At 67.6% G+C, this 25,472-nt stretch carries 20 protein-coding genes and 1 pseudogene; 12 read left to right on the top strand and 9 right to left on the bottom strand.

The window, feature by feature from the left end; translation table 11 throughout:
- Positions 1–62 precede the first annotated feature (62 nt).
- Positions 63–1,301 (top strand): glycosyltransferase 87 family protein, encoded by a 1,239-nt coding sequence (locus ACGFNU_RS00605; RefSeq protein WP_392589094.1) that lies wholly within the window; start codon positions 63–65, stop codon positions 1,299–1,301.
- Here ACGFNU_RS00605 and ACGFNU_RS00600 read toward each other — a convergent pair.
- Positions 1,266–2,378, bottom strand: a complete 1,113-nt coding sequence (locus ACGFNU_RS00600) for a TetR/AcrR family transcriptional regulator (RefSeq protein WP_392589093.1) — start codon at positions 2,376–2,378, stop codon at positions 1,266–1,268. The two genes, ACGFNU_RS00605 and ACGFNU_RS00600, sit on opposite strands and share 36 nt — an antisense overlap.
- A gap of 246 nt (positions 2,379–2,624) precedes the next feature.
- Between ACGFNU_RS00600 and ACGFNU_RS00595 the strand changes: the two genes are divergently transcribed.
- A complete protein-coding gene (locus tag ACGFNU_RS00595; RefSeq protein ID WP_392589092.1) occupies positions 2,625–2,858 on the top strand; it encodes a cytochrome P450 in 234 nt (77 codons plus the stop codon).
- A gap of 153 nt (positions 2,859–3,011) precedes the next feature.
- Positions 3,012–4,037 (top strand): L-glyceraldehyde 3-phosphate reductase, encoded by a 1,026-nt coding sequence (mgrA, locus tag ACGFNU_RS00590; RefSeq protein WP_392589091.1) that lies wholly within the window; start codon positions 3,012–3,014, stop codon positions 4,035–4,037.
- 72 nt (positions 4,038–4,109) lie between these two features.
- Here the strand turns inward: mgrA and fusA are convergent, their stop codons facing one another.
- The 3 genes from fusA to ACGFNU_RS00575 all read right to left on the bottom strand — a co-directional run bounded on the left by fusA (position 4,110) and on the right by ACGFNU_RS00575 (position 9,670).
- A complete protein-coding gene (gene fusA / locus ACGFNU_RS00585) occupies positions 4,110–6,218 on the bottom strand; it encodes an elongation factor G (protein WP_392589090.1) in 2,109 nt (702 codons plus the stop codon).
- Positions 6,219–6,362: 144 nt separating this feature from the next.
- Positions 6,363–7,310 carry an AraC family transcriptional regulator gene (locus ACGFNU_RS00580; RefSeq protein WP_392589089.1) on the bottom strand — a complete coding sequence of 316 codons (948 nt, stop codon included), beginning with the start codon at positions 7,308–7,310 and terminating at the stop codon, positions 6,363–6,365.
- A gap of 332 nt (positions 7,311–7,642) precedes the next feature.
- Positions 7,643–9,670 (bottom strand): serine hydrolase domain-containing protein, encoded by a 2,028-nt coding sequence (locus ACGFNU_RS00575; RefSeq protein ID WP_392589088.1) that lies wholly within the window; start codon positions 9,668–9,670, stop codon positions 7,643–7,645.
- A gap of 129 nt (positions 9,671–9,799) precedes the next feature.
- Here ACGFNU_RS00575 and ACGFNU_RS00570 point away from each other — a divergent pair, with 129 nt between their 5' ends.
- Complete coding sequence (locus ACGFNU_RS00570) at positions 9,800–10,615, top strand: M15 family metallopeptidase (protein ID WP_392589087.1); 816 nt, start codon at positions 9,800–9,802, stop codon at positions 10,613–10,615.
- Positions 10,616–10,678: 63 nt separating this feature from the next.
- Here ACGFNU_RS00570 and ACGFNU_RS00565 read toward each other — a convergent pair whose 3' ends face one another.
- A complete protein-coding gene (locus ACGFNU_RS00565) occupies positions 10,679–11,200 on the bottom strand; it encodes a hypothetical protein (protein ID WP_392589086.1) in 522 nt (173 codons plus the stop codon).
- A gap of 285 nt (positions 11,201–11,485) precedes the next feature.
- On the opposite strand from ACGFNU_RS00565, the gene ACGFNU_RS00560 reads away from it, so the two are divergent.
- The 3 genes from ACGFNU_RS00560 (at position 11,486) to ACGFNU_RS00550 (ending at position 13,699) form a co-directional block, all read left to right on the top strand.
- The gene (locus ACGFNU_RS00560; RefSeq protein WP_392589085.1) at positions 11,486–11,896 is read left to right on the top strand and encodes a VOC family protein; all 411 of its coding nucleotides are present in this window, start codon (positions 11,486–11,488) and stop codon (positions 11,894–11,896) included.
- A 237-nt stretch (positions 11,897–12,133) separates the two neighbouring features.
- Positions 12,134–13,021: a helix-turn-helix domain-containing protein gene (locus ACGFNU_RS00555; protein WP_392589084.1), complete on the top strand. Its 888-nt coding sequence runs from the start codon at positions 12,134–12,136 to the stop codon at positions 13,019–13,021.
- Between the two features lie 189 nt (positions 13,022–13,210).
- Positions 13,211–13,699 (top strand): hypothetical protein, encoded by a 489-nt coding sequence (locus tag ACGFNU_RS00550; protein WP_392589083.1) that lies wholly within the window; start codon positions 13,211–13,213, stop codon positions 13,697–13,699.
- Between the two features lie 197 nt (positions 13,700–13,896).
- Here the strand turns inward: ACGFNU_RS00550 and ACGFNU_RS00545 are convergent, their stop codons facing one another.
- Positions 13,897–17,568, bottom strand: a complete 3,672-nt coding sequence (locus ACGFNU_RS00545; protein ID WP_392589082.1) for a hypothetical protein — start codon at positions 17,566–17,568, stop codon at positions 13,897–13,899.
- A 113-nt stretch (positions 17,569–17,681) separates the two neighbouring features.
- On the opposite strand from ACGFNU_RS00545, the gene ACGFNU_RS00540 reads away from it, so the two are divergent.
- Both ACGFNU_RS00540 and ACGFNU_RS00535 read left to right on the top strand, forming a co-directional pair.
- Positions 17,682–18,464: a BTAD domain-containing putative transcriptional regulator gene (locus tag ACGFNU_RS00540; protein WP_392589081.1), complete on the top strand. Its 783-nt coding sequence runs from the start codon at positions 17,682–17,684 to the stop codon at positions 18,462–18,464.
- Between the two features lie 717 nt (positions 18,465–19,181).
- Positions 19,182–19,406 carry a DUF397 domain-containing protein gene (locus tag ACGFNU_RS00535; protein WP_392589080.1) on the top strand — a complete coding sequence of 75 codons (225 nt, stop codon included), beginning with the start codon at positions 19,182–19,184 and terminating at the stop codon, positions 19,404–19,406.
- A 79-nt stretch (positions 19,407–19,485) separates the two neighbouring features.
- Here ACGFNU_RS00535 and ACGFNU_RS00530 read toward each other — a convergent pair whose 3' ends face one another.
- Positions 19,486–19,695, bottom strand: coding sequence for a hypothetical protein (locus ACGFNU_RS00530; RefSeq protein ID WP_392589079.1), 210 nt, complete (start codon positions 19,693–19,695; stop codon positions 19,486–19,488).
- A gap of 96 nt (positions 19,696–19,791) precedes the next feature.
- Here ACGFNU_RS00530 and ACGFNU_RS00525 point away from each other — a divergent pair.
- Positions 19,792–20,082, top strand: a pseudogene (locus ACGFNU_RS00525) (O-methyltransferase); the annotation flags it as partial.
- A gap of 164 nt (positions 20,083–20,246) precedes the next feature.
- Entirely contained in the window at positions 20,247–21,407 is a 1,161-nt protein-coding gene (locus tag ACGFNU_RS00520) for an SAM-dependent methyltransferase (protein ID WP_392589078.1), read from the top strand.
- 3 nt (positions 21,408–21,410) lie between these two features.
- On the opposite strand, the gene ACGFNU_RS00515 is transcribed toward ACGFNU_RS00520, so the two are convergent.
- Positions 21,411–22,598, bottom strand: coding sequence for a cytochrome P450 (locus ACGFNU_RS00515; RefSeq protein ID WP_392589077.1), 1,188 nt, complete (start codon positions 22,596–22,598; stop codon positions 21,411–21,413).
- A gap of 524 nt (positions 22,599–23,122) precedes the next feature.
- Here ACGFNU_RS00515 and ACGFNU_RS00510 point away from each other — a divergent pair.
- Positions 23,123–23,842 carry a DsbA family oxidoreductase gene (locus tag ACGFNU_RS00510; RefSeq protein WP_392589076.1) on the top strand — a complete coding sequence of 240 codons (720 nt, stop codon included), beginning with the start codon at positions 23,123–23,125 and terminating at the stop codon, positions 23,840–23,842.
- A gap of 12 nt (positions 23,843–23,854) precedes the next feature.
- On the opposite strand, the gene ACGFNU_RS00505 is transcribed toward ACGFNU_RS00510, so the two are convergent.
- Positions 23,855–25,472 (bottom strand): hypothetical protein (locus tag ACGFNU_RS00505; protein ID WP_392589075.1); only part of this gene is annotated, 1,618 nt, incomplete at its 5' end.

The raw sequence follows: 25,472 nt of genomic DNA, 5'->3' as shown, positions 1-25,472 counted from the left end.
CGGCCCCGAATGTGATCGCCGGAACGATGTGGAACGGGTGTCCTTCGCAGCACCGTTTCCACGTGATCGAAACCAGAAGGAACGGCGTCCGTTCGCGGGACGGGATCGTCCTTGGCGTGCTAGCGGTCGAGCTGCTGGCGATCGTGTATTTCGCCGCCACGTATGACTCGCTCGATTTTCATATCTATATGTGGGGTGGCGAAGCCGTCTTCGACGGCAAGCGATTGTACGCCGAGCAGGGGCTCGCGCATTGGTTCACCAACACCCCCTTCGCGGCCGTCACGTTCGCCCCATCGGCTACCTTGCCACTGGTCGTCGCTCGGGTGTTGTGGCAGTTGAGCTCGGTCGCGGCGTTCGCCATCGCCTGCCTCATGGCCATGAGGCTCGCGGGCTGGCGGGCTTCCCGGACGGCGGTCTGCGGTGTGGTGGCGGCCGGTCTGGCCCTTCAGCCCATGTACCAGACGTTCTTCCAGGGCCAGGTCAATCTGATCCTTCTCGCCCTCATTCTGGCGGACGTCTGGCGGGCTTCTCAGAACGGTGGCTCCCGCTCGGTGGGAATCGGAGTCGGGATCGCCGCCGCTATGAAATTGACACCCGGTATCTTCATCGTCTTCCTCTTTGTAGCTGGGCGTACAAAGGCCGCTGTGACGGCAGGGGTCACCTTTGTTTGCTGCACGGCGATGGGATTCGTCGTCGCTCCTGGAGCTTCGTGGCTCTACTGGACGGAGACCTTTTACGACACCAGCCGCGTCGGCGTTCCCTACATTTCCAACCAGTCGCCCAATGGCGCGTTCGCCCGGCTTCTTGACGGGGCCGAGAACGTCGGCGCCTGGTACCACGTCCTCCAGATCGCGTTCGCGGTGGCCGGACTCGGCGCGGCAGCGGTGCTGGCCCGGCACGACGAGTGGCTGGGCGCGGTGGCGGTGACCGGCACGACCGGGCTCCTGGTCTCACCGATCTCCTGGGCGCACCACTGGGTGTGGGTCATGCCGGCGCTCGTGTTGCTCGTGCGCGGCGGCCGCAAGGCCCGGATCGCCGCCGGTGCCGCCTACGTCCTGTTCGTGCTGGCTCCGTTCTGGTGGACGCCGCACGACGGGGGCCCGCGGGAGTACGGCTTCCACGGCCTGATGACGCTGGTCGCCAACTGCTATCTGGTCGCGGGTCTGGCGTTCCTCGGCTACATGGTCAGGCGGGCGTGTCTGGCCCATCGCGGCGGCGACTCGGCCGGGGTCGCCGCGCGGCACCCGAGGGGCCATGCTCCACTCTCACTGCCGCGCGGGGGGCGACGGCAGGTGGGGTGACCTGGGGTTTTCCGTCATGGTCGAGGTGGCCGCGGCATGGCAGGCGCCGCGGCCGTCCGCCTGGGCGGTGATCCGGCCCGACTCGACGCGCACCGCCACCTCGGTCGCGTCGCTGACGGCGCGGACCCCGGCGGCAGCGGCCACGGCACCGGCCGGATCGTGGACGATCTGGAGTCGCGGCCAGGCGGAGCCCGGGAACGCCTGCCCCAGGCAACCGCGCAGATCGGCGACGGCCAGGCGGGCGAGCGGGCCCAGTTCGTCGGGGTCGCTCGTCACGAGGACGGCCGTCACCATGGCGCCGGCCGCCGCACCGCGCACCGCCTCCTCGATCGCCTCCAAGCGATGAAGCCCGAGGACCGCCACCACGCCGTCGCCCGCGAGCCGTGCCGGCTCGGCTCGGAGGGCGTCCGTGGCGGGCGGGGGATCCCACGGCTCGTCCGCGGGCCGCGCCGGCGCGACCCACGGCATGTGCGGGGGCGGCCATCCGCCGTCCAGCTCCAGGTCCGCGAGCTGCCCGCACACGCTGATCGCATCGAACGGCTCGACGAAACCGGGCGCGGCGGCGACCAGCTGGCTCACCCCGTGCAGGGTGGTCAGGACGGTTTCGGCGACCTTGACCATGCGCCGGTCCGACCGGCCGAGCCCCTCCAGCGAGAGCCCGAGCATGATCGCGTTCAACCTCATGAGCTGCGCGAACGGCAGTCGCAGGCGTTCCTCGGCGGCGATCTCCGGCATGAGGTCCAGGCCGAGCCGGGCCGTTCCGTGCGGATCATCGGGAGTGAACGGCAGCCGGGCCACCCAGGCGCGCGCGAACGCGCCCAGCGCCTCGTTCGCCGTGCGATGCCCGGCCGGCACGGTGGCCCGGACCTGGTGGGCGAGCTCCGCGAGCACCGCGAAGTAGAGGGCGCGCTTGCCCGGGAAGTTGGAGTACACCGCGCCTCGGGTGAGCCCGGCGCGGTCGGCGATGTTGTCGATCTTGGCGTCGCGGAAGCCCCGTTCGGCGAACTCCTCCCGGGCGGCCGCCAGCACCTTGGCGCGGTTGCGCTCCTGGGTCTCCGCCCGCGTCAGCCGTCCCATCGCCCCCACGCTCCGCTGGTCGCCCGTCCGATTGCCGCGACGGCGCAATCCAAGATAACGTCACCATTCAGATGATGAGATCATGTGATGTGAATATCTCGAATGCCGGAGAGAGCGTACGAGCGACATGGACGTTCCCGAGATCGATCTCGCCGACGCAGAGGTGATCCGCGACCCCTTCGCCGCGTACGGGCGTACCCGCGAACGGTCGCCACTCGCGCGCCTCCTGATGCCGGGCGCCGGCCCGTGGTGGGTGGTGACGCGGACATCACACGGCCCGCCGCGGCGCATCTGGGCTTCGCGCACGGGCCGCACTTCTGCCTCGGCGCGTCCATCGCCCGCGTGCAAACCCAGGTGGCCCTCACAGTGCTCCTACGGCGTTTCCCCGACCTCGCGCTCGCCCCCGGCACCGACCCGGAGGCGTTGCGCGCCCCCGACCCGGGGACTTGGCGAGTGACAGCGCTCCCCATTTCGCTCTGACGCCGACGTCGTCCTGACCACGTTCCCAGAGGAGATTCCGGCAGGAGAAGTCTGCCTAGCGCTCGCCCACTGCATCTGAGCAGGCCTGGCCCCAGGGAAAGGCTTCCCATGTCTGCGGGGGGAGGGATCGGGTCGCGTGGCAGACTCAGGGCCATGACCTACGTCGCCGCAGAAGAGCGTTACGACCGGACCCCGTACCGCCGCACCGGACGCAGCGGGCTCAAGCTCCCGGCCGTGTCGCTCGGGCTGTGGCACAACTTCGGTGACGACCGGCCGATCGAGATCCAGCGGGCCATCCTGCGCCGGGCGTTCGACCGGGGCGTCACGCACTTCGACCTCGCCAACAACTACGGTCCGCCGTACGGCTCCGCCGAGCTGAACTTCGGCCGCCTCTTCCGCGAGGACTTCATTCCGTATCGCGACGAACTCGTCATTTCGACCAAGGCGGGCTACGACATGTGGGCCGGCCCGTACGGCGAATGGGGTTCGCGCAAGTACATGCTGAGCAGCCTCGACCAGTCGCTCAAGCGGATGGGCCTGGAGTACGTCGACATCTTCTACAGCCACCGTTTCGACCCCGAGACCCCGCTCGAAGAGACGATGGGCGCGCTCGACCAGGCGGTGCGTTCGGGCAAGGCGCTGTACGCGGGCATCTCCTCGTACTCGCCGGAACGTACGGCCGAGGCGGCGGCCATCCTGCGCGGCATGGGCACGCCGCTGCTGATCCACCAGCCGTCGTACTCCATGCTCAACCGCTGGATCGAGGACGGTCTCCTCGACACGCTGGAGGACGAGGGCGTCGGCTGCATCGCGTTCTCCCCGCTGGCTCAGGGCATGCTCACCGACAAGTACCTGAACGGCATCCCCGCCGGCTCGCGAGCCAGCCAGGACAAGTCGCTGAGCGGCGACATGCTCAGCGACGAGGCGCTCGGGCACATCCGGAGACTGAACGACCTCGCCGCTTCGCGCGAGCAGTCTCTCGCGCAGATGGCCCTGGCCTGGGCCCTCCGCGATCAGCGCGTCACGTCGGTGCTCATCGGCGCCAGCAGCGTCGCCCAGCTCGAAGACAGCCTCGCCAGCGTCGACAACCTTTCCTTCACTGACGAGGAACTCCAGGCCATCGACAAGGACGCGGTCGACTCGGGCATCAACATCTGGTCCACGTCCAGCGACCACTAGCGGCGTCCGACCGCTCGCCGCTGGTTCGAAACCGGCGGCGAGCGGCGGACCGTCCTTCAGGCTCTCGCGCGATCAGGCGGCGGCGATGATCGCCTCAGCCAGGGTGCGCGGGACCTCGGCGTACGAGTCGAACTGCATCGAGTAGCTCCCTCGGCCCGAGGTATGGCTCCGGAGATCTCCGACATAGCCGAACATCTCCGACAGCGGCACCAGCCCCCTGACGACGCGGGCGCCGGACCGTTCGTCCATGGCCTGGACGTGGCCGCGGCGTGCGTTCAGGTCGCCGATGACCTCGCCCAGGTAGTCGCCGGGCGTGGTGATCTCGATCGCCATCACCGGCTCCAGAAGGACCGGCGCGGCCTGGCGGGCGGCCTCCTTGAACGCGTGGAAACCGGCCAGCCGGAACGCGAGCTCGGACGAGTCCTCCTCATGGAAGCCGCCGTCGACGAGCGTGACGCGCACACCCGTCATCTCGTGCCCGGCCAGGACGCCGATCTGCATGGCGTCCTGGCAGCCGGCGTCGACCGAAGGGATGAACTCCTTCGGCACGCGGCCACCGGTGACCTTGTTCACGAACTCGTAGCCTTCCGCGATCGGTTCGACCGAGATCTGCACCTTGGCGAACTGTCCCTTTCCTCCCGTCTGCTTCTTGTGCGTGTGGACGACCTTCTCGACCGGCCTGCGGATGGTCTCCCGGTAGGCGACGCGCGGGCGGCCGACGTTGGCCGTGACCCCGAACTCGCGCGCCATCCGGTCGACGAGGATCGACAGGTGGAGCTCGCCCATCCCGCCGATGACGGTCTGGCCGGTCTCCTTGTCGGTGTGCACCTGGAACGACGGATCCTCGTCGGCGAGCCGCTGGATCGCCAGGCGCAGCCGTTCGTCGTCCGACTGCGATCTGGCCTCGATGGCGACCTCGATGACCGGCGCCGGGAAGTCCATGGACTCCAGGACCACCGGTTCGCGGCCGTCGCACAGCGTCTCGCCGGTCGTGGTCTGTTTCAGCCCCATGACGACGACGATGTCGCCGGCGCCCGCCGACTCCAGTTCCAGCCGCTTGTTCGCGTGCATCCGGTAGATCTTGCCGATGCGTTCCCTCCTGCCCTTGACGGAGTTGAGCACCGTGGCGCCCGCCTCCAGCCGGCCGGAGTAGACCCGGACGAACGTGAGCTTGCCGAGGTGTGGATCGGTAACGATCTTGAACGCCAGCGCGGCCAGCGGCTCGCCGTCGGACGGCCTCCGCCGGACGCCGCCGCCGTTGAGGGATTCGCCCTCGATGACGTCGACGTCGAGCGGGGACGGCAGGTAGCGCACGACCGCGTCGAGGAGCGGCTGGACACCCTTGTTCTTGAACGCGGTACCGCAGAGCACCGGCGTGATCGTGGTGCCGCGCGACGTCCGGCCGGACGCGATCGTGAGCCGGCGGATCGCGGCATGCAGTTGCTCCTCGGACGGATCCACGCCGTCCGCGTACAGCCGCATGATCTCGTCGTCGTGCTCAGCGACCGCTTCCAGCAGCCTGCCGCGCCACTCGCCGGCGGCGTGGACGTGCGTGTCCGGGATGGCCACGACGTCGTAGGCCTCGCCGAGGGCGGCCTCGGCGGACCACACGTACGCCCGCATCCCGACCAGGTCGACGACGCCGGTGAAACCGGCCTCGGACCCGATCGGCACCTGCACCACCAGCGGCACCGCGCCGAGCCGATCGACGATCATGTCGACGCAGCGTTCGAAGTCGGCCCCCGTCCGGTCGAGCTTGTTGACGAAGCAGATCCGCGGGACGCCGTACCTGTCGGCCTGGCGCCAGACCGTCTCGGACTGCGGCTCGACCCCCGCGACACCGTCGAAGACCGTCACGGCACCGTCGAGCACCCGCAGGCAGCGCTCCACCTCGACGGTGAAGTCGACGTGCCCGGGCGTGTCGATGATGGTGACGGTGTGCTCGACGCCGTCGAGCGGCCAGTGACAGGTGGTCGCGGCGGACGTGATCGTGATGCCGTGTTCGCGTTCCTGATCGGTGTAGTCCATCGTCGTCGTGCCGTGATGGACCTCGCCGATCTTGTACGAGACGCCGGTGTAGAACAGGATGCGCTCGGTGGTCGTCGTCTTGCCCGCGTCGATGTGGGCCATGATCCCGATGTTGCGGACCTTGGCCAGATCCAGACGAATCGTGGTGGCCATAAGGCTTCGGTCCTTTCCGTGTTCGATGGGGTTGCGACGACCGGCCGTACTCGGCCACGAGTATCCGCGCGGAGCGGCAGCGCGCGCACGTCATTTTCCGGCCACTGACCAGCCCGGAACCGCCCGACCGGCGTGTGGGCGTGCTCAGGAGAAGAGGGTGTCGCGGGGGGAGCGGTCGTAGCGTTCGCGGTAGGCGGCGGCGAAGCGGCCGTGGTGTGTGAAGCCCCAGGTGTTCGCTATGGCGGCGACAGTGTCGCCTTGGGTGGGGTCGGCCATTTGCAGGTCCAGGTGGGCGCGGTCAAGGCGAACCTGGCGCAGGTATGTGGTCGGCGTGATGCCCAGGTGCCGATGGAACGCGGCCTGGAGGGCGCGCGGTCCCACCCGGGCGGCCGCCGCGACCTCGGTGACACCGATGTCGGTCTCCGCGTGGGCGTCGATGAACGCGATGGCGCGGCGTACGGCACCGGGCTCGACCGTGCCGCGCGGCGGCGTCTCGTCCATGGCGACCGGGAACGTCTCGAGGAGCGTGGCCGCCAGCAGGTGGAAGATCTCCGCACGGATGAGCGGGCTGGCCAGCGCGACCGGGTCGGTGAGGAAGTCGCGGGTGACGTGCTTGACCACGGACCGCCAGTAGCGCGCTCGCGCGGCCGACACCGGACGCGAGAGCGGGAAGCGGACCCGGCCGTCGGTGAGCTCGCCCGCGAACCGGATCACCGCCGCGGTGTTGAGGCGGAGGATCCCCAGCTCGTCGCCCTCCCAGCGCAGAGCGAACCGGGCGTCCGGTGAGATGAGGAGCTCTTCGCCCATTCCGGCGCGTACGTCGTCGTCCCGTCCGGCGACGGCCAGACCGCCATTGAGCACATGCGGGACCAGCAGGTCGCCGACGGGTTCGGCCACCGTCCGCAGCTCCATCGAATGGGCGACGAACTCCACGCCGAACCGTTCCTCGCGCGTGGAGGTGGCCCGGAAGCGGAAGTGCTCGCGGTCGCCCGACAGGTGCGGCGCATGGTCGGCGTAGGTGAGGCGCAGGTAGTCGTGCGCCATGTCAACGTCGGCGGTCGTGAACTCGGTGTGCGCCATGGGAGCCGCCATGCGCGCCACCTCCCGACTCGTGTTGAGTCCCTCACCGTAGATTGACCGGTTGCCCGGCCCGCCGTCCAGTTGTCCGTAGGGCGAAAGGGATGTCCTTAAGACGAACGCGTCCGCTTGCCACCGCGGTTCACCGCTCGTATCCATGTGCCAGGGCTCGCGCGATGCCCCCGGTCGCGGGAGCCCAGCGGCGGAGGGCGCCGCGGAGGGGGGAATCCCTTCTTGGGAGCTCCCAGGGCGCACCCCTGGGGGCCTCCCTTCGGGAGGGGCGAGCGCCCTTCGCCGCGTGTCGACACCCGCCCTCCGCCGCCCGGCTTCCGTGGCTTCAGGTCTGGTCAGACGTAGCAGAACACGGTGTTGAACAGCTCGTCGTCCAGCGGGTTGTAGCTGTAGTCACGTTCGGAGTAGGCCCAGGTCATGCTGCGGTTGCCGTTCTCTGTGTGGGCGGAGAAGCTCCGATAGCCGGGGATGCGGCCGTCGTGCCACCATACGTTGACCCCGCACGAGAGCGTGCTGCGGAAGATGCCCTTGCCCGCGTACATCGAGCCGTTGCCGGTGTGGACGAGACCGCTCTTGAGCTCGGTGAGCTGGGCCGCCGGGAGCACCTTGCCTTGCAGGAGCGACCGGAAGAAGGTGTTCTCGTCCGCCGTCGTCGACACGAGCTGGCCCGCGCCGAACCACCGGGTCGGATGCTGGCCGGTGGTCTCGATCAGCGAGCCGCTGGAGGGGTTGGTCCAGAATCCGCGCAGCGTGGGCGTGGGCATGGTCGTCGTGGTCGGCACGGAGGTGCCGCTGAGCCCGAGGGGATCGATGATGTCGCGCTTGATTGCCTCGCCGTACGGCAGGTTGGTCACCTTCTCGATCACCATCGCGGCGAGCAGGAAGTTGGTGTTGGAGTAGCTGTACTTGGCGCCGGGCGTGAAGTCGGGATCGTGCGCGTTGACGATGGCCAGTAGTTCCTGCGGCGTCCACGCTTTCGTCATCGTCGAGGCGAAGTCACCCTGGTCCCTGGTGAAGTTGTAGAGGCCGCTGGTGTGGTGCAGCAGCATCCGGATGGTGACCTTGTCGCCGCCGTTGACGGCCCCCGGCAGGTACTGCGAGACCGTGGCGTCCAGGCTCACCCGTCCGGCGGCTACCTGCTTGAGCAGTTCGGTGGAGACGAACGTCTTGGAGATGCTGGCTGTGCGGAAGCGTGCATTCGTGCCAGGGGAGTTGCCTGCGGTTGCCGTGAACGTGCCCTTGCTCGAATCCCTGAACTCCGCCACACCACCGCTGCCTCGGGCAGCCACCGTCTGGGAGAGCGTGTTTCGGATGACTTCGCCAGGCAGATTGGCGCTGTTGATGTTCCGGTTGATGACGCCCAGGAAGCGGTACGTGCCGGCGTCGTCATAGCGCTGCGCGTTGAGGAGCCGTCCGCCGGTGCGGAGGGCCTTGTCGGTGAGCTCGGCGTGGCTGAATCCGTACCACCAGCCGGGCGTGCGTCCACCCGGGTCGGCGACCATGACCGCGTTGAACGAGCCGTCCGCGTTGCGATCGACGTCGATGAGCCGCGCGGCGTTCTGGTTCGCGAGGTCGTTGATCTGGGTCGCGCTGCCGCCGAGCCAGTACCACCACCCGACGTTGCCCGCCGTCATCAGCACGTCGTACTGCGTCCCGGTGTCGCTCTGCCAGTTGCGGACGCGCTGGATCCGGGCGCCCGTGCTCGCGACCTTCGACTGGATGAACGCGGCGTCGCCCGCCCACCACCACCAGCCCCGCGTCTGGGAGCCGGAGTTGTCGACCATGGCGACGACGAAGCGCCAGCCGTTCGTGGTCCAGTAGCGGTTCACCGAGACGGGCCGCGCGTTCCACTGCTGGAGGCGCTGGAGGACGCCGTCCATCGTCTCGCCGTAGTACCAGGCCCAGCTGGACGTCGCGTAGGCGCCGCTGTTGGCGACCATGGTCACGGTGAACGTGGGCGTGCCGCCGGAGCCGCTGGCCTCCGCCACGATGTCGGTGGGCCGGGCGCCCTTACTGTCCATGAACGTCTGGATCTCGGCGGCGGTGACCCCGTTCAGGCTCCACCAACCGGTCTGCGAGGTGAGCAGCTGATCGTCGCCGTAGGCCGGATCGGCGGCGGCCGCCTTCCGCACGGTGGTCTTCGCGAGGCGATGAGCGCCGCCACGTTCGGCCGAGACCGGATGTTGCTTGGCGGCGGGCGCCGCCTTGGCGCCGGGACGTTGTGCCTCGACCACCCCGCGGGCGGCCGGTGGATCGGCCGCGTGAACGGCGGGCGCGAGCGGCAGAGTCAGGCCGCTCAGCGCCGCGGCCAGCGCGGCACCGGACAGAACGCGGCGCAGTGGACGGAGGACAGGTCGGCCCATCGGTACTCCCCGGGAGGTAAGCCAAGATCGCGCCCACTCGCCAGCAGACCAGACGAATGATCAAGTTTCAAGATCAAGAACTTGGTGGGCCTGGTCACATGTCGTGGCCCCGTGATAGATCCAGATGCCATGCCGAAGCTCCGTGGTCTCACCGCGTCCGTACTGGCAGTGCTGGTCCTGGGCGCCGCCGTCCCGTCCGCCTCGGCCTCGGTCTCCGCCGCGAAGCCGAGGCCCGAGCCGAAGGCGCCCAAGGAATTCGTCGCGCTGCGGGACATCGACTCGACGATCATCCAGGAGATGCGCTACAAGACCCGGCACAACTTCGTGGGCAAGCCCATCGACGGCTACAAGCAGCCGATCTGCATCCTCACCCGTCCGGCCGCGCTGGCTTTGCGCAAGGCCCAGCGCCAGCTGCTGCGCAAGGGCTACACGCTGAAGGTGTACGACTGCTACCGGCCGCAGCGCGCCGTCGACCACTTCGTGCGCTGGGCCAAGGACCTCGACGACCAGAAGATGAAGCGGGAGTTCTACCCGCGGGTCGACAAGTCGAGGCTCTTCGTCGACGGCTACATCGCCGAGAAGTCCGGCCACAGCCGCGGCAGCACCGTCGACCTGACGATCGTGAGGCTCCCGGCCCGCCACACCCGCCCGTACCGTCCGGGCGAGCGCCTGGTGCCGTGCTACTTCCCGAAGGACAAGCGCTTCCCGGACAACTCCGTCGACATGGGCACCGGCTACGACTGCTTCGACACCCTGTCGCACACCCTCGACCTGCGCATCAAGGGCCGGCAGCGCGCCAACCGCCTCCTCCTGAAGGGCACCCTCGAAGGCCTGGGCTTCGTGAACCTGGCCGAGGAGTGGTGGCACTTCACGTTCAAGCCGGAGCTCTTCCCCAGCACCTACTTCGACTTCCCGGTGACCCGCCGCTCCCTGACCCATCGCTGAGGTGACAGGCCGCGCGGCGGGTGGGGTGTGCCGCGCGGCCTGCCGTGTCACCCGGACGTCGGGTCAGGTGATGCGGGCAGGGTCAGACGCGGGGAGTGCCGCGCACGCGCGTCCGTTGGAGAGCGCGACCGCTCCGGCCACCACGGTGGCGCTGTAGTTGCCACCGCGAGGAACGTTGCTTTCGCGCGAGCCTTCCCACTTCTTGCGCAGGCGCAGCCCCCCGTCCCACTTGTGCCGCTTGCCCCAGTGCCGCGGGCCGTTGGCCTGGACGCGCCAGCTGTAGGCGACGGCCCGGCGTCCTCCGGACAGCTCGAAGCCGGTCCTGACCTTGTACTTGCGCCGGCCCGCGTCGCTCAGCCACAGCCACGCCTTCCCGCAGTTGCCGCGCACGACGTTCATCGGGGTCACCGTGCCGGACTCGGCCGCCTGGAGCGAATCGACCTCCACCAGGCCGACCTCCACGAGCCGGCCCGAGCCGGCCCCGCGCGCGTCGGCCGCCGAGATCGAGGCGGACGCCGCCGTTCCCGATGCCAGCGTGGCGCCGGCTATCGCCAGCGGCACCAGCGCTTTGACCAGAGACCTCATCTGAGACTCCTTTCGAGGGGTGTGCCGTCGTGCACGTTCACGACGGCCCGTCGGCGACCAGTGCAGCGATCACCGCCCCCGGCCCGGAAGCCGGTCGCCCGGCCCGGACAGACCCGGACGGCCTCGACCGCCCGCAGGCACCGGCAAGGCGAGCATCGGCGGCCAAGCTTGCGCGGTCTCCGATCGCCGCTGACAACTCACGAAAACTCTCGCCCCTTGAGGAAGCGCACGTTCCACAAGGCTCCGTAACGTACGGGGTACAAGAAGGAACGAGGGGAGCAGGACATGTTGCGAGGATTCGCCACCATCAACTTCTGGGTCGACGACGTTCAGGCCGCGTCCGACTGGTACGCCGAGCTCCTCGGCATCGAGCCGTACTTCAGCCGCCCGGGCCCCGACGGCCGCCCGGCCTACATCGAGTTCCGCGTCGGCGACCACCAGGCCGAGCTGGGCCTGATCGACAGCCGCTTCGGCCCGACCGGCGCCAAGGGTCCTGGCGGCGGCGTGATGCACTGGCACGTGGACGACCTCGAAGCCACCGTCGACAAGCTGCTCTCCATGGGGGCCACGGAGTACCAGCCCATCCACGAACATGGTCCGGGCTTCATCACCGCTTCGGTGATCGACCCGTTCGGGAATGTCCTAGGCGTCATGTACAACCAGCATTACCTCGACACTCTCGACGGCAAGCCTTGAACAGCCGCGGGCGGGTCGATCGGCTCGCCCCCGGTCACTCGCCAAGGGTCTTCACGAGGAGCGTCACCGCGGCCACACTGACGCCGACGGGATCACGAACTCCGTCCTGACGCCGTGAATATGCATATGCAAGTGCCCGGTACTATGCACTTGCGCGAACGACTGTCCACAGATCGTAAGATGACGCTGAGCTGGATGAGGAAGTTTGCGAGACTTGGGCCGACGACAGGAGAGTCCGTGGATCAGCTGCCGGTGGAAGCGGCGTCACCCCCGCGAGGCGGGCCGACCGTGCAGCGCATCCTCCTCGGCACGCAACTCCGCCGGCTTCGCGAGGCCCGGGGCATCAACGCCGAGGCCGCCGGCTACGAGATCCGCGGCAGCCAGTCCAAGATCAGCCGCATGGAGCTGGGGCGTCTCAGCTTCAAGGAACGTGACGTGGCCGACCTGCTCACCCTGTACGGAGTCACGGACGAGGCCGAACGTGAGTCGCTGCTCGCGATAGCCCGCCAATCCAACAAGCCGGGCTGGTGGCAGCGGTACGCCGACATCCTGCCTCCCGGGATCGACACCTTCATCGGCCTCGAAGAAGCCGCGTCGCTCATCCGCAGATTCGAAGCGGGCCACATCCCGGATCTCCTCCAGACTCCCGACTACGCGCGCGCGTTCGAGTCGTACAAGAACCAGGGAGCCGAACCCAACGACATCGAACGCCAGGTGACCCTCAAACTGAAACGCCAGGAGCTGCTCAGAGGGCAAGGCGGCCCCACCCTGTGGTTCGTCCTGGACGAGGCGGTTCTGCACCGTCACCTGGAGAGCGAAAAGGTCATGGGCGCGCAGTTGGAGCACCTCATCGAGGTGAGCCAGCTCCCGAACGTCCAACTTCAGCTGGTGCCGTTCAGCGCCCCCCACGTCAAGCGAGCCGGCTCCTTCACCTATCTCCGTTTCGCTGAGCCGACCCTTCCCGACGTGGTTCATATCGAGCAGCTGACCTCCTCTGCCTTCCTGGACAGGCGCGACGACGTGGAGAGCTACAAAAGGGAGATCGACACCCTGAGCATCCTGGCCCTGCAAGCGGATGAGACTCGCTATTTCCTCAGCTCGGCCAGGGCCCAGCTCACAAGCTAGAGGGCGCCCATTCATCTCTTCCGTTGCGCCGTGAAGCGCGCGGGAACCGATCGCGCGGGACCGATCGCGCGGGACCGATCTGCAACCGACTTCCAACCGACGCCTCGGAACATTGATCACGTCGGCGGCCGGATGTCCCAGCCCCCGGTCGCCGACGTCTTCTGTCGAGATGTCTTAGGAAGGACGCAGATGAGCAGTCCACTTCCCCGGTTCGCGCGCACGATGACCGCCACCGGCGTCGCCGTCGTGTCGTTGGGCACCGCGGCGGCCCTGACCAGCGGCACCGCCGTCGCCGCTACCAATACCGCCACCACCGCCACGAGCTCCGCCGTCGCCGCCGACGGCGCCGCCGGTGCCGAGGTCAAGGCGCCTCGGCCCCGGCTTCGCGCGGTCAAGCTGTCCGTCCGCCGATCGGTCATCTACCCCGGGGGAACCGCGCCGCGGACGAGCAAGCACTACCGCAAGATCTACGTCAAGCTGGTCAAGCAGCAGCGGAACCAGCCGGTCCGGGTGCGCGCGATCGCTCGCAACGGTCGGCCGATGGGCCCCTGGATCAAGGTCTCCGCCCACCGCGGACGGACCGTCGCGCTGACCAAGGCGGTGCGGGACGGCGTGCCCTTCAAGCTCCAGTGGGCCCAGTCGAGGGCCGGCCAGGTGCGGTTCTACCTCTACTACTGACGGACGGGGAGCTCAGGGCTTCGCCGCCTGACCGGAGTGTGCACGAACTTTCCCGCCATCGGCGTCTCGTGACGGTATCGGCAGAGGTCTCGATCACCTGACCGAGCAGCCGAGCAATCTTGACGGGCCTGGGGCGCGGGGCTCCGGGCCCGTCAAGCACGTTAGGAAGAGACCAGGCGTCCGGACGGAGGACGAGGTCAGGCGTCCGGGCCGAGGAAGACGCGGCGTTCTTCGGCGGTCAGTTCACGGGTGCGGCGGGTCTTGGCCAGGTCGAGCAGCGGTGCGTCGCGATCGCACACCTCACAGGTCCAGGTCCTGACGACGTCCTTTCCGAGCCCGGTCCCCAGTCGCCGCCCGGAGAACACGGGACGGCTGAGCAACCGGACGACCCTCTTCCCGTCCGGGCCGAAAGCCGGGAGGCGTCCGCTCGCTCCCCACCCGCTCAGCTCCAACGGCTCGCCGGCACTCGCGGCCGGCCACAGCCGCAGCTTCCCCTCGGGCTCGCTCGTGGTCAGCCAGGCGCCGTCGGGACTGAATCCCACCTTCCGGATCCGGCTCGCGGCGCCGCGCAACACCGCCGTCGGCTCACCCGAGCCCTTGCTGTCCCACAGCCGGATGGTGCCGTCTGCCGCAGCCGCGGCGAGCTTGCGTCCATCAGGGCTGTAGGCCAGCCCTGTGATGTCCTCTTGATGGCCACGAAGGATCTCGGGCTTCGCCCTGCGGGCCAGATCCCAGACGACGACAGTGTGGTCGTTACGTGCGTCGGCCAGGCGCGTGCCATCCGGGCTGAAGGCCACATGTCCGGTGGCGCGGCCAGTGGGCTCAAGCTCCCAGCCCTGAAGTCGCGTCAGGCCACCCGCCGGGGAGAGCTGCCACACCCTCGGCTCGGCGGCGTACCCGCCGACCGCCAGCCGCTTGCCGTCGGGGCTGAAGACCAGGCTCGCGGGCCGTCCACGGAAGGCGGCAGGCACGGTGATCGGCGCTCCGCCCCTGGTCAGATCCCACAGACTGAGCGTGCCCGCGCTGCCGACGCCCGCCATCTTTCGCCCGTCCGAACTCAGCGCGATGAGATAGGCGGCGTCGTGCGGGCCTTTGACATTGAGCGGTGCCTGGTCGCGGGTGGTGTTCCACACCTGGATCGGAATGTCGCGCGCGTTGATGAGCGAGTCGGCGCTCACCGGAACGGACGCCACGATGCCGCCATCGGCATTCAGCGCCTTGGGTACCCCGTCGACCGGAAAGCCGCGCAACACAGGTGTCCCAGCCGAAACGTCCCACTGCCGCAGAGATCCGTCCGCGTCCATGGTGACGAGAGATCTGCCGTCGGGACCGAACGTCACGCCCTGCGGATTACCGCGGTGCGTGCGCAGTACCAATGGGTCGCTTGTACTGCCCGTCGTCCAAACGCGAATGACACCGTCCGTCCCGTAGGTCGCCAGCCGGTCTCCGTTCGGGCTGAACGTTAGGCCGTTCAACTGTGGTGAGTGAGGCGTGAGTTCGACCTGCGGCTGCCATTCGCCGGAAGGCCTCTCCAGGACGTTCCAGACCTGCGGAACGTCCCCTTCCATGGCGGCGGCCCATGGTCCTCGAGGGCTGATCGCCACCTGCGCAGGCCCGCCGCGCCGCGCCTCCCGTTCCAGCCGGGGCCGGTCCTTGGTGACGTTCCAGATCCGCAGCGGAGAGCCGACCCCGCCGGTGGCGAGCAAGGCGCCGCTCGGGCTGAACGCGACGTCCCGTACCCGGCCACCAGGGACCCGAAGCTTGGTCGGCGACTTCCGTCCCGCCGAATCCCAAATCCGAACACCGTCTTCATGCGCGCTAGCAACCCGTCCGTCCCGGTTGATGCTCACCCCCGAAATGGCACCGCCGTTAACCTCTCCGACAACCCGACGTGAACCGCCAGCGGCGAGATCCCACAACTCCACCTTCCCTACCGAGTCGCCGGTGACGAGAGCGCGCCCATCGGAACTGAACGCCGCGCTAGCGATCCGTTGAATCCCGTGCGCGGGAAGCCTGCGGTCGCGGCGCAAACGACCGGCCTCGTCCAGGCTCCAGACCTCCAATTCCACCGAGGTCGCCCCCGGCCCCCAAACCACAAACCTCCGCCCGTCCGCGGTGGCCGCCATCCCCTCGGCTCTGCGCATCGCCGTTGGCTGGGAGCCGCGCAGCCGGGAGTCGACGATGGCCTGCCGGAGCACCAGGTCGGCCTCCTGGGTCGGCTCGGCCTCGTACGCCTTGACCGCCAGCAGCAACGCCAGCTCCGGATCCATCGAGAGCTGACGGCGGGCCTCCACCGCGAGCCGCCGGGACGCGGCGCGATCGCGTTCGGCATCGGCGTCACCGGCCTGGACCAAACCGAGGACGGCCAGCACAGTGACCACCGCCGCCACGAGCCCGAGCCCGCCGACGCCGAGACGGACCCGACGACGAGCTTGAGCGTGCTTGATGGCCGCATCGGACCGGGAAGCCGCCAGAAAGGCACGCTCCCGCTCGTTCAGCCAATTTTCGTCGTCCCAAAGGGCCAGGCGGCTCCCGCGGTAAAGAAACTCGGCACCACGCCCATTCCGATGCCATTCGTCAGCGTCGCCGGTGAGCCGCCGATGCCGAAGGAGCGCTTCTCGACTGTCGCTCAGCCATTCGCGCAATCGAGACCAGCTGCGGATGAGCGCCTCGTGCGCCACCTCAACCGTGTCGCCGTCCACAACGACAAGCCGAGCGTCGACGAGCCTCTCAAGCACAGTGTCCACGTCAGTGTCGGATCCGATACCCGCCAGCTCGTCCCGCTCGATCCTGCGACGCGCGTCCTCCGTACCAGGCGCAGTAAGCCGCAACAACAAAGCTCGCAGAACGTCCCGCAGATGGTCGTCCAGTTCCTCGTACACATGGTCGGCCGTTCGGCCAATCACCCCGGTCACGCCACCGGCCGCCTGGTAGTCAGCCAGCCGCATGGTGCCGTCCTGCTGGCGGCTCCAGGTCTCCCGCAGCGCATGCGCGACCATCGGGAGCGCTCCCACCTGCTGGTCGGCCTCGCTGAGTACGGCCGTCACCACCTCGGGTTCCACGCTCAGCCCGACCGAAGAGGCGGGCTCGCAGACGATCGCACGCAGTTCCGGCTCGGAAAGAGGCCCAACCGTCAGATGAACGGCATCGCCAAGGAGACCAGCCAAGCCAGAATGCTCCGCGCACCGCCCATAGAAGTCGGAGCGCACCCCGATCACCACCGACGCGTCCGCGCCAGTCAACGCGTCCAAGAACTCAGCACGTTGATCCTCATCAGCGCAGAGCGTGAACACCTCCTCGAACTGGTCGACGACGACCACAGAAGCATCAACGTCCAGTTGCAGCGGATGCTCCCTCGGAGAGATCAGGACACTGCCGGCGCTCAGCCTGGGCAGCAGCCCAGCGCCCAAGAGCGACGACTTGCCACTGCCAGACGCGCCGATGAGCACCGTCAACCGCGACCGTTGAACGGCTTTCACCAGGTCCTCAAGCAGCTGATCCCGGCCGAAGAACAGATCCGCCTCATCAATGCCGAGCGGTCGCAGCCCTGGGTAGGGGCAGCGGCGTTGTGACCGTTCGAGTTCGTCCGCAGCTTCGCGCCACCGCCGTTCCCACTCAACACGCTCACCACCGCAGGCAACGGCGTACGCCAGGGTCGCCTCCAATGACGGCAGCCGCATCCCGTTGGCAGCCTCGGCCAAGGTGCTCCGGGAGAAGTGAGCGCGCTGGGCGAGCTCGCGATAGCTAGGCCGCCCCGCCTCATCCCGAAGCCGCCGCAACTCCCAGGCGAACCTCTCGACCGGACCGGCGAGCGGATCCACCGGTTGTTCAGGCCGCCCCAACTGTCCACCCCCGTTGTCCAGACCCATTGCCGGTTGTCCGGAGCAGGTCGGAAGCCCATTTCGGACATCTTCGAGACGCCCTAGACCTTAGGGAGCCGGTGTCGCCGGCACAACATGCACACCACGACAGAAGGACACCTGTGAAGCTCCGCGTACTGGGACCGCTGGAGATCTGCACGGGGGACGGCTCCGTCCCCCTGTCGCCGAAACTGAGAGACCTGCTGGCGCTCCTCCTGTGCCATTCCAACAGAACAATCTCGGCCGACCGGCTGATCGACGCCCTGTGGCCGCACACCACACCACGTACGGCGGCCAAGACGCTGCAGGGCTACGTGCACCATCTGCGCAGGGCACTAGGACCCGACCGCCTAGTCTTCCGCCCACCCGGCTACGTACTAGTGACACAATCCGGCGAGCTAGACGCCGACTGCTTCACCGCCCGCGTCCAATCAGGCCGCCAGGCCATCGCCGCCGGCGAGACCGATCGAGGAACACACCTGATCCGCGAGGCGTTCGCCCTGTGGCGAGGCGTCCCCTACGACGGCCAGGACCACCTCCACCCAACCCACGCAGAGGCATACCGCCTGACCGAGCTCCGCCTCTCCGCAGCCGAAGAGTGGGCCGAGGTAGAACTAGCCCGCCGCCATCACACTGAAGTCGCCTGCGAGTTGCACGGGATCGTCGCGGAGCACCCCTTCCGCGAACGCCCCCGCGCCCAACTAATGCGAGCCCTCTACGCCACGGGACGAACCGTCGAAGCCCTAGACGTAGCGCGCGAAGGCAGAAGACGCCTAGCCGAAGACCTGGGCCTAGACCCGAGCCCCGCCCTCCAACGCCTAGAACAAGCAATCCTGACCCACGACCCAACCCTCACCGACCTCGCCCCGCGCTCCGGTCGCCTTCACGACAGCGCGCAAATGTAGGTCGGCAGCATCACCGTTCAGTCGGCCTGAAAGCCGATCTTAATAGCCCGAACCGGCCTAACCTCCAACTCGCCCCGTAGCCCCGACTCTCAATCCCTCTAGCGGAGGGCCTCGCCTTCCTGCATGCGGACGTGCGATCAGTTGCTTGAGATCATGGACAGGGTGTGCGTCGGCGTCCAGGAGCAAAGATGGGCGCGGACGAGGTGCCCGAGCGGCTCGTCGCGGTGGCTGGCGGCAGGGGAAGTAGCGCATCACGGAGGTCTTGAATCTTCGAGGACGGCGGCGTGGTCGCTTTCGTAAATAAACTCCGAGTCTCCTTCGTTGAGCAGGCCGACCGGGTTGCCGTGCACGGCCGTGCGTTGAAGCTGGAAGTGGTTCTCTTGGGCGAGACGGCGGTCACGGGGCGGTCAGCGGAAGCCTCCGGCGCGTTCTGGCCGGGCAGCTTTCTCGGCCCACCTTGGGCTCCGCATCGCGCGAGTCGCCGACGTCGAGCCCTCAGACGGAGCGACCCTATGGCGGGGCCGTGGCGCGAGGCCCAAGCAGGGCCGCCGGGGGATGGGAGGAGGGCTTGATGCACCGTTGAACGTCGGCCCCCCTCAGCAGCGGCGGCCCTGGACGTTTCGAGACTTCGCAATCCCGATCCTTCCAGGCCAGAGGCACTTTCTTATGTGAACGAACCCGCTGGGCACCCACCGTCATGAAAGCCCGAGGCTAGGCATGACCAGTCGCGCCACCAATCCATCGAACGTCGTCTGGCGCAAGAGCAGCCGCAGTGGCAGCGGGAACGCCTGCGTAGAGGTCGCCCGCACCGGCCGTTCGATCGGCGTACGAGACTCCAGGGATCCAGACGGTCCTCGTCTGATCATCACTCCAGCTGCCTTGCGGGCAGTTGTCAGCCAAATTCGTGCCGGGCTCTACAACCCCTCCACACAGCACGATTGATCAGCATGCGCGAGGCAGGGGGCCTCACGCGACGAGGCGGTCTTGCTGGGCTTTGGATCCCTGTCGTCCGCGTGGTGGGTCAGGGTTTGAGGAGGTAGGGGAGTGAGGCGGTCAGGAACTGGCGGGGGAATTGCTCGCGTAGCCGCCACAGGCCTGCGTCGATGACGAAGTGCGCCATCACGGCGCCCAGGTAGGCGCCATAGAGGGTGCGCTCGAAGACGGCGGGTGAGCCGTGGAGGTGGGCGGCGTAGTTGAGTGCGGTCCCGCCGATGAGGGCCACCGTCAACATGACGCCTAGGCCCACGGTGCTGGTTCGGCCGGGCCGCGGAGCGCCGGCCACGAGCCCGACAATGAGCAAATATTGGTATCCGTGCGCGATGGTGAGCTGGACACGTTGCGCGAGCTTCCGCCGGACATGGTGTTCGATCTGGCGTTCGTCGACGCCGACAAGCCGTCGTATGTGGCGTACTGGGAGGAGCTCGTGCCGAGGATCCGGGCCGGTGGCGTTCTGCTCGTCGACAACACGTTGTGGGCGGGAACGGTCGCCGATCCGAGCCGGCAGGACGACGGGGTGCGCGCCATTCGGATGTTCAATGATCACGTCGCCGCGGACGAACGGGTCGAGCAGGTGATCCTCCCGATCGGCGACGGGCTGACGCTTGCCCGTAAGCACTAGGCCGTATGCAGGAGCCGCATGCTTTACCGGTCCGGCCGAAAATTCGGCGAGCACAATAAGGGCGGGCCGTTTCGCTCTGGGAGCTGACGGGGGTGATCTATTTCTGTGACCATGGGCTCGGGTGGGCATCGCGGTCAAGAAGATGAGTCATCAGGAGCAGTCGCATGGCGGAAAGTGGCGAGGGGCTGGTCGGGCGCGGGGCGCGCTGGAAAGAGTCCGACGCTTACGAGATCGCATGGCGGGATGTGCAGCCGGTCGTGGAACTCCTTTCCGCTCCAAGGGTGCTGACGATCATCCGTGAACTGGTGGTCGGCCCGCGAAGTCATGACGACCTTATGAGGGCCGCGGATTTGGGCTCTGAGCATCTGGAAGGTGCTATCAAGCAGCTGGTGGATGTCGGTGGGGTTGAGCAACATAGTTCTGGCTACCGGCTTACCCGGTACGGGCGTGAGCTCCTGATTCCGCTTACCGACCTCGGCCACTGGCGGGAGCGCGGGCGGATCGAGCGGGAACGTTTGCAGGCGCAGGGCCTTGGGGTCGATGTGCAGACTCCGACCGTGGCCAGGATCTGGGACGCCATGCTCGGCGGGAAAGACAACTACGCCATTGACCGCGCCGCCGCGGAAAGGCTGCTCGAGATCGAGCCTTACGCTGCGAGGTTCGCCAAAGAGAACCGGAAGTTCCTCGCTTTGGTCGTCGGCCGTCTCATTCAGGAGGGGGTGCGGCAGTTCATCGACATCGGCACCGGCCTGCCCACGATGGACAACGTCCACCAGATCGCGCACAGGCTGGCGCCCGAATCGCGGGTGGTCTACGTCGACAACGACCCGGCTGTGTGCGCGCATGCCCGGGCTCTGCTGGCGGCGGATCCGGAGACGGTCACTGTGATCCAGGAGGACATCCGGCGTCCGACGGCCATCCTGGCGCACCCGGAGCTCCGTCGAATGATCGACTTCACCCAGCCCGTCGGGGTGCTGACGACCGGCATCCTTCACTTCATCCCCGATCACGATGACCCCGTTCGAGCGATCAAGGTGCTGAAAGACGCGATTCCTTCGGGGAGCTACCTCGTGCTCACCCATCTCACAGACGTGACCATTCGCAACAGCAGGGCGGAGGACGCGCAAGCCGGCCTGGCGGTGTTCGCGCGGAGCAACGCGCCGCTTCATCTCCGGAGCCATGAGGAGATCGAGGCATTCCTCGAAGGGGTCGACCTCATCGATCCTGGGCTCGCCTGCCTGACCGATTGGGGCTTGGACACGCCGATCGAAATCAAGCTGAAGCTTCGCGACGTCTGGGTGGGAGCGGCCGGACGTAAACCCTGACCCCTATCTGGGTACGACAGTCGCGGGGAGCTTCGCGAATCCACGGATATAAGGGGACTGGCGGCGGCCGGCCTGCGACATGTCGAGGTCGAAGTTCGTTGCTTGGGCTATGAATTCCTCAAGTGTCACTCTGGCCTCCAGCCGGGCGAGTGAGGCGCCGAGACAGAAATGGGGGCCGCTGCCGAAACTGATCAGCGGTCCTGGCTCCCGTTCCATGTCATAGCGGTCAGGCTCCGGGAAGGCTGCCGGGTCTCGGTTGGCTGCACCTGGGAGCAGGAGGATGCGTGATTCGCTGGGGATTTCCACTCCGTGCAATTCGACATCGCAACTGACCGTCCGCAGTAGCGTTGGCGCGGCGGTGTCGTAGCGCAGCGTCTCCTCAACCCATTCCGAGACGCGTCCTTCGAAGGCCAGCGCCTTCTGGTCCGGATACCGCCAGGCCCAATACACGGCGTTGCCGAGCAGGTTGGTGGTGGTCTCGTTGCCGGCGCCGACCAGCAGATGCAGGAACGCGACGACCTCCTCATCCGTGAGACGGTCGCCCTCCACGCGTGCGTCGAGAAGCGCCGACACCATGTCGTCACGGGTCTTTTGCCGCCGGTCCGACACCAGGTCGGTGAAATGCCCGATGAGCTCGATGAGGGCCGTGAGGCCCTCCGGCGTGATCTCGCGTCCTCCGCCCTCCCGGTGCAGGGCGAGGTCGGCCAGCCGGCGAAGTTCCGCCCGGTCAGGCTCCGGAACGCCGACCAGCTCCGAAATCACATCGGTCGGAATCTTCGCGGCGATGTCGGTGACGAAGTCGACCTCGCCTTTCAGGAGAGCCGCTTCGATATGCCGCCGGGCCACGTCCCGGATGTGCGGTTCGAGCTCGGCGACGCGTCGCGGAGTGAAAGCGCGGGAGACCAGTCCCCGCATCCGAGTGTGATGCGGTGGATCCATGGCGATGAACGAGAGCGCACGCCGCGCCTCGGGGCCCCAGACAGAGGCGTCCAGCAGCGGCCCGTTGACGCTGGAGAAACGGCGGGGATCTCGTACCGCCGCGACGACGTCCTCGTGCCGGGACAACGCCCAGAAGTCCAGCTCTTCGTTGCGATAGACCGGCGCCTCTTCCCGCAACCGTGCATACACGGGGTAAGGATCAGAGTCGACGTCGTCGTAGAAGTCATAAGGACTGAACACCAGGTCTGCCATCAGGCCCGCACCTCGCCGTTTGTCCTGATCTCCTGATCGAGACAAGTGTCCACACAAGAGCCCGGCCCGTCCATAGGCGCGGGCAGTGTGTGAAGCAGTCGTTCTGCTGGAGAAGGCGCGATGGCAGTTTCGGCTGTCCTTAAAGCGAACCTGACGATGTCAGTGAAACCGCGCGTCACATTTGCCGATGGCCTTGCGGGCTCGCTCGCACCAGTTTCTATCGCGGCTCGCTCAGGAGCTGGTTTGAAACGGTTGGCTCGTAAATCTAAATATGTAACGCTTCATCGTCATCCACCTCGCCTGTAGCTTCGATCTTCGTTGACTCTCTTGGAGGGGTTCTGATCTGTGGGCCCAGCGGCATGATCAAGGTCGGTCGCTCCAGGCCTTGAGGAGAGCGCGTTCCCGGCGTCCCTCTCGCTGTGACGCCCGCGATGTGGGTGGGGCACACCACGGGCTGGGGCGGAATCGTTCCGGGGCCCGGGATGTTGTGGCGGGGGAAGGTTCAACTTTGAAAGGTGCCCCGCATGAGCGACAAGCTGACCGTCGAGGTGTGGACTGACATCAACTGTCCCTTTTGCTACGTGGGCGAGGGGCGGCTGGAGCAGGCGCTGGAGGCGTTTCCGCATCGGGACGAGGTAGAGGTCGTCTACCGGTCGTTCGAGCTCAACCCTGAGGCGCCCAAGGACGTGACCCGGCCGGTGGTCGAGGCCGTCGCCGAGAAGTACGGGGCGACGGTCGAGCAGATCGAGGGCAACGAGGACCGGATCGGGGCGATGGCCGCCGAGATGGGCCTGGACTACCGCACCCGCGGCCGTGACAGCGGCAACAGTTTCGACCTGCACCGGCTCACCCATTATGCCAAGGAGCAGGGCAAGCAGCGCGAGCTGTTCAACCGGCTCTACAAGGCCAACTTCGCCGAGGAACGATCGGTTTTCGCCGACCGGGAATTCGTCGTGGAGGCCGCCGGCGAGGTCGGACTCGACCCGGCGGAGGTCCGCAAGGTGCTCGACGACCCGGCCGCTTACGCCGCCGAGGTGCGCGCCGACGAGCGGGAGGCGGCCGAGCTCGGTGCGCGCGGCGTGCCGTTCTTCGTGCTCGACCGCAAGTACGGGATCTCCGGCGCCCAGCCGACCGAGGTCTTCTCCCAGGCGCTCGACCAGGCCTGGTCGGAACGCCCCCACCGCTCCCTGATCACCGTCGAGGGCACGGACGACGCGGAGGCGTGCGGCCCGAACGGCTGCTGACCGACCCGCCCCTCAGACGTCGGAGATGGCGAACACCTCGCTCGTGCCGAAGGGGCCCGGTTGGGCGTAGACGAGGCGGGACGTTCGCGGCGGGTTGGTGCCGAACGCGGACCAGCCATGCCACTTGCCGGCGGCGTCGAGATAGTCGTAGCGGAGCGCGCCGTCGGCGGTGATGGCGAAGACCTGGATGTCGGCGGTGGGACTTGCCACGGCCAGCCCGGCCACTGCCTTGACCTTCGGAGCTCCATCGAAGTTCGGCGTCCAGCCGTGCCAGCCCTGCCGGTCGGCATGATCGTGGTAGAGCGTGCCGTCGAGCCCTATGCCGAAGACCTCCCCGCTGAACGGGGCGGTGTGCGCTCCCGTCACGGCCTTCATCTTGGGTGCTCCGTCGAAGTCCGGCGTCCAGCCCTGCCAGCCCTGGTCGTTGCGGTAGCCGTGGTAGAGCGTGCCGTCGAGCGCTATGGCGAAGACGTCCATCGTGGACGGGGTGAGGCTCGCGCCGTAGACGGCACTCACCTTGACCGGTATCCCGCCGGGATCCGGCGTCCAGCCGCGCCAGCCTCCGCCGTCGCGCCTGTCGTAGTAGAGCGTGCCGTCGATGCCGATGGCGAAGACCTGCGGATTCCCGTTGCCCTGCTCGGCGAACGACGTGACCGCCTGCACCTTCGGCGCTCGGTCGAAGTTCGACGTCCAGCCTTGCCACCGGCGGCCCTTGTTGCTGTCGTGCCAGAGCGTGCCGTCGAGGCCGATCCCGAACAGGTCGAGCCCGAAGTAGCTCGTGACGCTGTCAATGCCCAGCATCTTGGGCGCGTTGTCGAAGTCCGGCGTCCACCCGTGCCAGCCGTCCTTGTCGAGTCTTCCCTGGTAGAGCGTCCCGTCGACCCCTACGGCGAAGGTCAGGGTGGTGTCGGAGCCCGCCCAGAGGCCGGAGACCGCCTGCATGGGCTGGGGTGCCCGGTCGAAGTCGGGTGTCCAGACCTGCCAGCCCTTCGCGTCGCCGGAGGTATGGAACAGCGTCCCAGTAGGTGAGACATCATTGACGAGGAGCTTGTCGGCATAGCCGTTCACTCCCGCGTACAGGTTCCGCCCGCGGACGGCCAGCCGCGTGTCGTAGTCGCCGACACCGGCCAGGTAGGTGAGCAGCAGGCTGTGCTGGATGTTCCCGTCGTCGGGATTGAGTTGGTAGACGTAGCCGTTCGAGCCTGCGAACAGCCTGCCGTCGGAGGTGAGCACGCTCACCTTGTCGTAGGTGAGTTTGCCACCGAGACGTTGCCACCAGTCTGGTTTGGTCCAGTCGCCGTTGAGGCGGATGGCGTAGGCGTAGCCGTGTACGCCTGCGTAGAGGGAGGTGTTGTCGGTGGCTAGGCGGGTGGTGGCTCCGGCTCCGGTGGTGGTGAGGTGGAGGTTGTGGATTTTGTTGCCGGTGGTGGGTTGTAGTTCGTAGACGTAGCCGTCGCAGCCTGCGAAGAGTTTTCCGTTGGTGCTGAGTAGGTTGACTTCTTCGTAGGTGAGTGTGCCGCCGAGGCCTTGTGTCCAGTCTGGTTTGGTCCAGTCGCCGTTGAGGCGGATGGCGTAGGCGTAGCCGTGTACGCCTGCGTAGAGGGAGGTGTTGTCGGTGGCTAGGCGGGTG

The sequence above is a fragment of the Spirillospora sp. NPDC048911 genome (assembly GCF_043198015.1).
Lineage (GTDB): Bacteria > Actinomycetota > Actinomycetes > Streptosporangiales > Streptosporangiaceae > Spirillospora.
Note: the sequence above shows the minus strand (reverse complement) of the source record. Positions and strands in the feature narration are given on the sequence as shown.